General features: G+C 71.9%; 2 protein-coding genes. Both read right to left on the reverse strand.

Annotated elements, in window-relative coordinates; translation table 11 throughout:
* Positions 1–15: 15 nt before the first annotated feature.
* The gene (locus AB0E24_RS30635) at positions 16–6660 is read right to left on the reverse strand and encodes a type I polyketide synthase (RefSeq protein WP_359381824.1); all 6645 of its coding nucleotides are present in this window, start codon (positions 6658–6660) and stop codon (positions 16–18) included.
* Positions 6661–6686: 26 nt separating this feature from the next.
* A partial coding sequence (locus tag AB0E24_RS30640; RefSeq protein ID WP_359381827.1) for an SDR family NAD(P)-dependent oxidoreductase occupies positions 6687–10128 on the reverse strand: 3442 nt, incomplete at its 5' end.

The raw sequence follows: 10128 nt of genomic DNA on the forward strand, positions 1-10128 counted from the left end.
CGTTGGGTCGGGTGGTCACGATGTGCCGAACTCCCGGTCGATGAGCTCGAACATGGCCTCGTCGGTCGCGGTGTCCACGTCGAACTCCTCCTCGTCGGTGGTTGTGGCGCCCGCCGTGGTCTCCCACTGCTCGACCAGCAGCTGGAGGCGGGCCAACACCGTGGCGTGGGTCGTGGCGTCGGGGGCCGCCTCGGCCAGGGTCGCGGCCATGGTGTCGAGCTCGGCCATCAGCACCTCGGAGGTGTCGACCTCCTGACCCAGTTGGCCCAGCAGGTGGCGGGCGAGTGGCGCGGGGGCGGGGTGGTCGAAGATGAGCGTGGCCGGCAGCCGCACCCCGGCTCGGCGGGAGAGCCGGTTGCGCAGTTCCACGGCGGTGAGCGAGTCGAAGCCGATGTCCTTGAAGGGCTGGTTCGGTTCGATCAGATCGGCCGAGGCATGGCCGAGGACGGCGGCGGCCTCCTGCTGGACCAGGTCGAGCAGGATCTTCTCCTGCTGGCCGGTGGTTGCCCTGGACAAACTGCTGACCAGGTCATCCGTGTCCGCCGCCGCGTTGTCGACGGCCCGGCGCGGGGTTCGTACGAGGGCACGCAGCAACGCGGGGAGCGAGCCGGAGCCGGCCAAGGCGCGCAGGGCGGCGAAGTCCATGTGAGCGGGGACCAGCACGGTGTCGGGGCCACGCAACGCGGTGTCGAACAGCTCCATGCCCTCGGGCACGGAGAGGCCGAGCATGCCGCCCGTGGCCATGCGCCGCTGGTCGGAGTCGTCCAGGTGAGCGCTCATGTCGGTGACCTGCCCCCACAGGCCCCAGGCGAGTGACGTGGCGGGCAGCCCGCTGGTGTGGCGGTGGCGGGCCAGTGCGTCGAGGAAGGCGTTGGCGGCGGAGTAGTTGCCCTGGCCCGGGGAGTCGAAGGTGCCCGCCCCGGAGGAGAAGAGGACGAACGCGGCGAGGTCGAGGTCGCGGGTCAGCTCGTGGAGGTTGAGCACCGCGTCCACCTTGGGCCGGAACACCGCGTCCAGCCGTTCCGGGGTCAAGGTGGTGATCACGCCGTCGTCCAGCAGCCCGGCGGTGTGCACCACGGCGGTCAGCGGGGCGTCCTGGGGGATCGAGCCGAGCAACGCGGCCACGGCGTCCCGGTCCGCGAGGTCGCAGGCCACCGTGTGCACGGTGGCCCCCAGCGCGCCGAGCTCTTCCTCCAGCTCCGGTATCCCCGCGGCGGCCCGGCCGCGCCGTCCGGCCAGGACAAGGTGGCGCATCCCATGCTCGGTGACCATGCGCCGGGCCACCAGACGGCCCAGCGAGCCCGTACCGCCGGTGACCAGGACGGTTCCGTCGGTGTCAAGTGTGCGGGGCAGGGTGAACACGTTCTTGCCGATGTGCCGTCCCTGGCTCATGTACCGGAAGGCGGCCGGGGCGTGTCGTACGTCCCAGGTGTTCAGCGGCAGCGGGTGCAGCGCTCCCCGGTCGAACAGCTCGACCAGTTCGCGGAGCATCTCCCCGATGCGGTCGTTGCCCGCTTCATAGAGGGAGAACGCCTGGTAGGAGACGCCGGGATGAGTGGCCGCGACCTCCTCGGGGCTCCGCAGATCGGTTTTGCCCATCTCCAGGAACCGGCCTCCTCGGGGCAGCAGCCGCAGCGAGGCGTCCACGAACTCCCCGGCCAGGCTGTCCAGCACCACATCGACACCCCGGCCCCGGGTGGCGTCCAGGAAGCGCGGTTCGAAGTCCAGCGTGCGCGAGTTGCCGAGGCGGTGTTCGCCGATTCCGGTGGCGCGTACGGCGTCCCATTTGGCGGGGGCGGCGGTGGCGAACACCTCGGCCCCCCAGTGCCGGGCGAGCTGTGCGGCGGCCATGCCGACCCCACCGGCGGCGGCGTGGATCAGTACGGACTCACCGGACCGGAGTCCGGCGAGGTCCCGCAGCCCGTAGTAGGCGGTGAGGAACGCCATCGGCACGGTGGCGGCCTGCTGGAAGGACCAGCCGTGCGGGATCCTGACCACGGTGCGGTGGTCGGCCACGGCCACCGGCCCGACGGCGTCGGGGAACAGCCCCATCACCCGGTCGCCGACGGTGAGCCCGGCCACTCCGGGGCCGATCTCGGTGACCACTCCTGAGCCCTCGTTGCCGATGGTGGCGTCGACCCGGTTCATGTCCAGCGCGACCAGGACGTCCAGGAAGTTCAGCCCCGCCGCCCGGACCTCGATCCGGACCTGACCGGCGGCCAGCGGCTCCAGCGCGGCGGGCGCGGGGCACAGCGCGAGCCCTTCGAGGGTGCCGTCGGTGCCGGGCTCCAGCCGCCAGGCCGCCGCGCCCGCGGGGAGGGCGAGCGCGCCGGTGGTGTCCGCGCGGGTGAGGCGACGGGCGTAGCGGATGCCGTCGCGCAGGGCCAGTTGCGGTTCCCCGCCGGTGAACACGCTGGGCAGAAGGGCCAGGGACGCCTGGTTCCGGTCGGTGTCGGCCAGTGTGATCCGCCCGGGGTTCTCGGCGTGCGCGGAGCGCAACAGACCGCATACGGCGGCGGCGGTGGGGTCGGTCAGCTCCCGGTCGTGGTGCACGGCCACCGCGCCGTGGGTGAGCACGAGCAGCCTGGTGTCCTCCAGTTCGGGTGCGGCCAGCCAGGTCCGAAGCAGTTCCAGCACCCGGCCGGTCGCCTCCCGTACGCCGCTCGCGCTCGGCTCCTGGCCGTCGCCGGTCAGGTCCAGGAGCAGCGCCTCGGGCACGCCCAGGTCGGCGGTCTCGGCCAGTTCGCGGATGTCCTCGGCGGTCGCGACCGGTACGGGGTGTGGGGTGTCCGGTGTGGTGTCGGCCGCCGGTGCCGGAAGCTCGTCCCAGCCGACGCGGAACATCCGCTCCCGGGTGGGAGAGGTGCCGGTGTCCAGCAGTTCGGTGGCGACCGGCCGGGACACCACCGAGCCGACGGCGGCGACGGCCGCGCCGCCGGTGTCCGCCAGCTGAAGCGCCACCTCCTCGGGGCCGTTCGGTGTGATGCGGACGCGCAGCGCGGACGCCCCGGCTGCGTGCAGGGCGACGTCGCGGTAGGCGAACGGCAGCGCCAGCGTGGCCTCGGCGGCGCCGGGCTCACGGAAGGCGATCGCGTGCATGGCGGAGTCGAGCAGCACCGGGTGCAGGCCGAAGCCGTCCGCCGAGAGCCCTTGGTCCTCGGCCAGTGCCACTTCGGCGAACACCTCCTCGCCCCGGGTCCACACCGCGCGCAGCCCCCGGAAGGCCGGTCCGTAGCCGTACCCGGCGGCGGCCATGTCCTCGTACGTCTCCGCCACCCGCTCCGGGTCCACCGGGACCGCTCCGGCCGGTGGCCACTGGGCGAGGCCGGTGTCCGGTGCGGTGGTGACGGCGGCCGGGGCCAGGACACCGGTGGCGTGCCGGGTCCAGGCCGCCCCCGGTCCGCTTCCCTCCGGGCGGGAGCGTACGGAGAGCGTGCGCCGCCCGGAGTCGCCCGCCTCGCCCACGAACACCTGGAGGCGCGCGCCGTCGCCCTCGGCCAGGGTGAGCGGTGCCTCGATGACGAGCTCCTCCACGACACCGCAACCGACCTCGTCCCCGGCGCGCACCGCAAGCTCCACGAACGCCGCCCCGGGCAGCAGCACCGTGCCCGCCGCCGCATGGTCGGCCAGCCAGGGATGTGTACGTAGCGAGAGCCGGGAGGTGAACAGCACACCGCCGGACTCCGGGAATTCGGTGACCGCGCCCAGCAGGGGGTGCTGGGCCGATTCGAGACCGAGCCCGGCCGCGTCACCGGTGGTTTCGGCCGACTCCAGCCAGTAGTGGCGCCGTTGGAAGGCGTATGTGGGCAGATCGATCCGGTGCGGCTCCGCACCGGCGAACACCGTCGGCCAGTGCACCGGCAGCCCGCCCACATGGCCCTCGGCGAGGGAGGCGAGGAACCGCCGCGCACCGCCCTCCTCGCGCCGCAGGGAACCCACGGCCACCGCCTCGGCCCCGGCGTCCTCGAACATCTGCTGCATGGCCGTCACCAGCACGGGGTGGGCGCTGGACTCGACGAAGAAGCCGAAGCCATCGGCGAGGAGTTCGTGGATCGCGCCCTCGAAGTTCACCGGATGGCGTGCGTTGCGGAACCAGTACTCGGCGTCCAGTTCGCCGGTGTCGAGCACACCGCCGGTGACCGTCGAGTAGAAGGGGATGTGTCCACGGCGCGGGGTGATGTCGGCGAACATCGCCAGGATGCGGTCCCGCAGCGGATCGACCTGGGCGCAGTGCGAGGCCACCGTCGAGCCCACGACCTGTGCCCGGATCCCATCGGCCTTGCAGCCGCCCACGAATTCCTCCAGCGCGGCCACCTCGCCCGCGACCGTCACCGCCGAGGGGCCGTTACGTCCGGCGATCACCAGCCGTTCGTCCCAGGCCGCCAGCCGCTTCTCCACGGCGTCGGGCGACAGCGCCACGGAGGCCACCGCGCCCTTGCCCACCAGCTCCTCGGCGAACAGGGCGCTGCGCAGGACCACGATCCTGGCCGCGTCCTCGAGCGACAGCGCCCCGGCCACGTACGCCGCGGCGATCTCGCCCTGGCTGTGGCCGACCACCGCCGCCGGTTCGACCCCGGCCGCCGCCCACGCCGCGGCCAAGGACACATGCACCGCGAACAGCGCGGGTTGCAGGATCTCGATGCGGTCCAGGGATGGCGCTCCGTCGGCTCCCTGGATCACATCGGTGACGGACCAGTCCAGGAGGCGGCCCAACGCGTCGTCGCATTCGGCGAACCGGGCGGCGAACACCGGTGAGGAGGTGAGCAGTTCGGCCGCCATGCCCTGCCACTGCGAGCCCTGGCCGGGGAAGACGAAGGCGATATGCCCGGTGGCCGGACCGGTGCCGGTGCCGGTGCCGGTGCCGCGGATCAGATCGGGGGCGGGGGTGTTCTGGGCCAGTGCGGCCAGGCCGCGCAGCGCGCCGTCCCGGTCGGCGGCCAGCACCACACCGCGTTGCTCCAGCGCGGCGCGCCCGGAGGCCAGCGACCAGCCGAGGTCCGGCAGGGCCACTTCGGGGCGTTCCTCCAGGAACGACAGCAGGCGCTGGGCCTGGGCACGCAGTCCCGACTCGCCCCGGCCGGACACCAGAAGCGGTACCGGGGCATCGCCCAGCAGCGGTGGCGACGGGGCCGGATCGGTGGCGGCCGATGCGGCCGCGGGGCGGATCGTGGGACCGGTGGCGGGACCGGATTCGGGACCGGTTTCGGGACCGGATTCAGGGCCGGTTTCGGCGGACGAACCGGTCGCCGGGCCGGGTTCGGTGGGCTGGGTGGGGGCCGGGGCCTCTTCGAGGATCACATGGGCGTTGGTACCGCTGATCCCGAAGCCCGATACGGCGGCCCGGCGCGCCCGTCCCGTCTCCGGCCACGGCTGTTCGCTGGTCAGAAGCTCCACGGCGCCGGCCGACCAGTCCACCTGGGGTGTGGGCGTGTCCACGTGCAACGTCTTCGGCAATACGCCGTGCCGCAGCGCCATCACCATCTTGATCACACCAGCCGCACCGGCGGCGGCCTGGGTGTGGCCGATGTTCGACTTCACCGACCCCAGCCACAGCGGCCGGTCGCGGTCCCGGCCGTAGGTGGTCAGCAGGGCCTGTGCCTCGATGGGGTCGCCCAGCGCCGTACCCGTGCCGTGTGCCTCCACCACGTCCACATCGGCCGCCGACAGCCGCGCGCTGCTCAGCGCCCGGCGGATGACGCGCCGCTGTGAGGGGCCGTTCGGCGCCGTGAGGCCGTTGGACGCACCGTCCTGGTTCACCGCCGAGCCGCGCACCACCGCCAGCACCGGGTGGCCCGCGCTGACGGCGTCGGACAGGCGTTCCAGCAGAAGCACACCGGCGCCCTCGGAGAACCCGGTGCCGTCCGCCGAGGCCGCGAACGCCTTGCACCGGCCGTCGGGGGCCAGTCCGCGCTGGCGGGAGAAGCCCACGAAGGCGTCGGAGGCCGCCATCACGGTGACCCCACCGGCCAGCGCCATCGAGCACTCCCCCGCCCGCAGCGCCTGCGCCGCAAGATGCAACGCCACCAGCGACGACGAACACGCCGTGTCGATGGTCACGGCGGGGCCTTCGAGGCCGAGCGCGTAGGAGACCCGTCCGGACAGCACACTTCCCGCGCCACCGGTGAGGATGAAGCCCTCCAGCCCCTCGGGGACCTCGTCGAGACCGGCGCCGTAGTCGTGGAAGGCGATACCGGAGTAGACCCCGACGTCCTTGCCACGCTTGCTCGTCGGGTCGATTCCGGCGCGCTCGAACACCTCCCAGGACAACTCCAGCATGATCCGCTGCTGGGGGTCCATCGCCACGGCCTCCCGGGGCGAGATGCCGAAGAAGCCCGCGTCGAACTCACCGGCGTCGTGCAGGAAGCCCCCTTCCATGGCATAGCTGGTGCCGGGGTGGTCCGGGTCGGGGTGGAAGAGGTTGTCCAGGTCCCAGCCGCGGTTCACCGGAAAGCCGGAGATGCCGTCACCGCCGGTGGCCACCAGCTCCCACAGCTCCTCCGGTGTGCTCACGCCACCCGGCAGTCGGCAGGCCATCCCGACGATGGCGACCGGGGCGGTGGTGGCCGCGACCGCCTTGTCGTACTCGCGCTTCAGCCGGGCGTTGTCCTTCAGCGAGGCGCGCAGGGCTTCGACGATCTGTTCGCTCTGGCTGCTGCTCATGGCTGCTCCAACCGCTTCGAGTGCGATTACAACTGGGTTCCGTCGAATGCCCTTTGGACCAGTCCGGCGATATCCATTCCATCGATCAGATCGAGCTCTTCATCGGCGGACGAGCCGCTCCCGTCCGGTGCGGCCGCATCGGTTCTGGCCAGCGACCGCAGCGCATCGAGCACTCCGGCCTCGCGGAACCGGCTGAGCGGCACGGCGGCCAGTACGCGGCGGATCTCCTCCTCATCGGCCTCGGTGATCTCGTCCTCGCCCTGGTCTCCCAGGAGCTCGGTGCGCAGGTACTCCACCAGCGCGGTGGGCGTGGGGTAGTCGAAGACGAGGGTGGCCGGCAGCTGGGTGCCCAGCGCGGCGCCGAGGGTGTTGCGCAGGTTCACCGCCGCGAGGGAGTCGAATCCCATCTCCTGGAAGGCACGCTGTGGTTTGACGGCCTCGACGCCGCTGTGCCCCAGTGCGAGGGCGGTGTTCTCGCGCACCACCTTCATCAGGGCGCGCTCGCGCTCGGCGTCGGAGGCCCCGGCCAGGTCGCGCAGAAACTCCGAGGCGGACTCGTCGGTGGCGTCGTCCGGGCGAAGGCTGTCGACGATCTCCTGGACGCCCGGCAGGTCGGCGATCAACGGGCTGGGCCGCAGCGAGGTGAAGGCCGGGACAAACGCCGACCAGTCGATGTCCGCCACGGCCACGAGCGTGTCGTCGTGGCGGACGGCGTGCGTCAGGGCCGCCATGGCCGCCTCGGGCGCCATCGGCAGCACACCACGACGGCGCAGCTGCTCCTGGGCCGTGGCATCGGCGGCCACACCGAAGCCGTCGATCACACCCCAGGCCACCGAGGTGGCCGCCAGACCCCTGGCGCGGCGGCGCTCGACCAAGGCGTCGAGCTGCGCGTTCGCCGCGCCGATCAGCCCTTGGCCGCCACCGCCCCAGACACTGGCGACCGATGAGAAGACCACGAACAGATCCAGATCGCGATCGGCCAGGAGCGCGTCCAGATGGAGCAGACCCTCGACCTTGGCCGCCAGCGTCTCCGCCAGTTCATCGGCGCCGATGGCGTCGGCCTGGGCGACCCGTGCGAGGTCGGCGGTGTGAACGACGCCGGAGAGCTCGGGGTACGCGGCGGGGCCGGTGAGCAGCCGCTCGACCGCGTCCCGGTCGGTGAGGTCCGCCGGGCACACCGTCACCTTCGCGCCCTGGTCGCTCAACTCGTCCCGCAGGGCCACCACATGCGGCGCCTCCGGATCCGACTGGACCGTCAGCACCAGGTGCTCGGCACCGGCACCGGCCAGCCAGCGCGCCGCGTGCCTGCCGAGACCCTCCGTACCGCCGGTGACCAGGACGGTGCCACGTGGCCGCCACTCCGGCTTCGCCACGTCGGTGGGCAGGGGATGGCTCCGCAACCTGCGTACGAAGGCACCCGTGGTACGGATCGCGAGCTGGTCCTCGTCGCCCGGATCGGCCAGCGCGCCGAGCAGCGCCCGCGCGGCCCGGTCGTCGAACACCTCCGGGAGGTCCACCAGCGCCCCCCATCGATCCGGCTGCTCCAGCGCCACGGCCAGGCCGAGCCCCCACACGGCCGTCTGTTCCGGGGCGATGAGCCCGTCCGAGGCGCCGACACTCACCGCGCCTCTGGTCGCGCAGTACAGACGATGCCCGGAGCTCAGCGAGCTCGCCGAGCCCGACGAGCCCAGGTCGCCGAGGGCCTGCACCAGCGTCAAAGTGGCGGCGACCCCCTCGGTGAGGGTCGCGGAGCCGGTACGTATGCGCTGGTCGAGCGCGAGCAGGGACAGCACACCGCCGATGTCCTCGTGGTCCGCCAGCGCGCTGCGCAACGTCTCGACGAGAGCGGTGCGGTCCGCCGTTTCGGCCCCGTCGAGCCGCAGGGTTGTGGTGCGCAGACCTTGGCGATTCAGCGCCGGGACCACCTGGGCCGCGTAATCGTCGTCCTGGCAGCCGTACGGCAGGACGACCAGCCAGGTGCCGTTGGGTACGCCGGAGGCGGCGCCGGGAAGCGGCTTCCAGGTGGTCTGGTAGCGCAGCCGGTCAGCAGCGGACTTCTCACCGCGCTTGCGTCGCCAGTCCGACAAGACGCCGAGCGCACCGCCCACGGCGTCCAGAGCGGCACGGTCGTCCTCGCTGTCCGCCAGCTCCAGCGCCTCGGCCACCGAGCCCAGATCCTCACGTTCGACCGCGGCCCAGAACCGGGCGTCGGTGTCGTCGGAAGCAGTGGCGGGCCCCTGGGGGGAAGCGGGCCGGGTGTCATGGAGCCAGTAGTGCGCACGCTGGAAGGCGTACGTGGGCAGATCGGGGAGGTGGGCGGGTGGAACGGCGCCGCCGAACAGGGCACCGAAGTCGAGGGGTACGCCTGCCACATGCAGTTGAGCGATGGCGGTCATCAGCGCACGGGGCTCGTCGCCCTCCCGCCGCAACGACGGCACCACCACACTCTCAGCAGCCGACCCTCCCGGCAGACAATCACCCACCATCGCCGACAACACCGCATCCGGCGCCAACTCCAGATAGGTGCCCACACCATAGTCAGCGAGCGCCCGCACACCATCCGCAAACCGCACGGCCGAACGCACATGCTCCACCCAATACTCCGGCGAACACACTGTCTCCGCATCCGCCAACCGCCCGGTCACATTCGACACCAAAGGAATCACCGGCGCCGAGAACGACAGATCAGCGATCGCCTCCCGGAACTCCTCCAGCATCGGCTCCATACGGGCGGAATGGAACGCATGCGAAACCGCCAAACGCCTCGTCCGACACCCCTGATCCGACAAATCGCGCGCCACCCGTAGCACCGGCTCCTCATCACCGGAAAGCACCACCGCCGCAGGACCGTTCACCGCCGCAATATCCACCCCCGACACCAGCAAAGGCCGCACCACATCCTCACCCGCCCCCACCGCCACCATCGCCCCACCCTCCGGCAACGCCTCCATCAACCGACCCCGCGCCGCCACCAACACCGCCGCACCCTCCAACGACAACACACCCGCCACATACGCCGCCGTCACCTCACCCACCGAATGCCCACCCACCACATCCACCACCACACCCCACGACTCCACCAACCGAAACAACCCCACCTCCACCGCAAACAACCCCGCCTGAGCAAACACCGTCCGCTCCAACAACCCCCCACCCCCGAACACCACCTCCCGCACCGAACCCACCACACCACCCGCACCCAACTCCCGATCCAACACCTCACACACCGCGTCAAACGCATCCCGGAACACCGGGAACACCTCATACAACCCACGCCCCATCCCCACCCGCTGACACCCCTGACCAGCAAACAACACCCCCAACCGACCACGCACCACCGAACCCCACACCACACCCACACCCCCCTCACCCCGCACCAACCCACCCAACCCCACCAACAACTCCTCACGACCACCCGCCACCACCACCCCACGATCCGACAACCCCGCCCGACCACAACCCAACGCG

The sequence above is a fragment of the Streptomyces malaysiensis subsp. malaysiensis genome (assembly GCF_040653035.1).
GTDB classification, from domain to species: domain Bacteria; phylum Actinomycetota; class Actinomycetes; order Streptomycetales; family Streptomycetaceae; genus Streptomyces; species Streptomyces malaysiensis.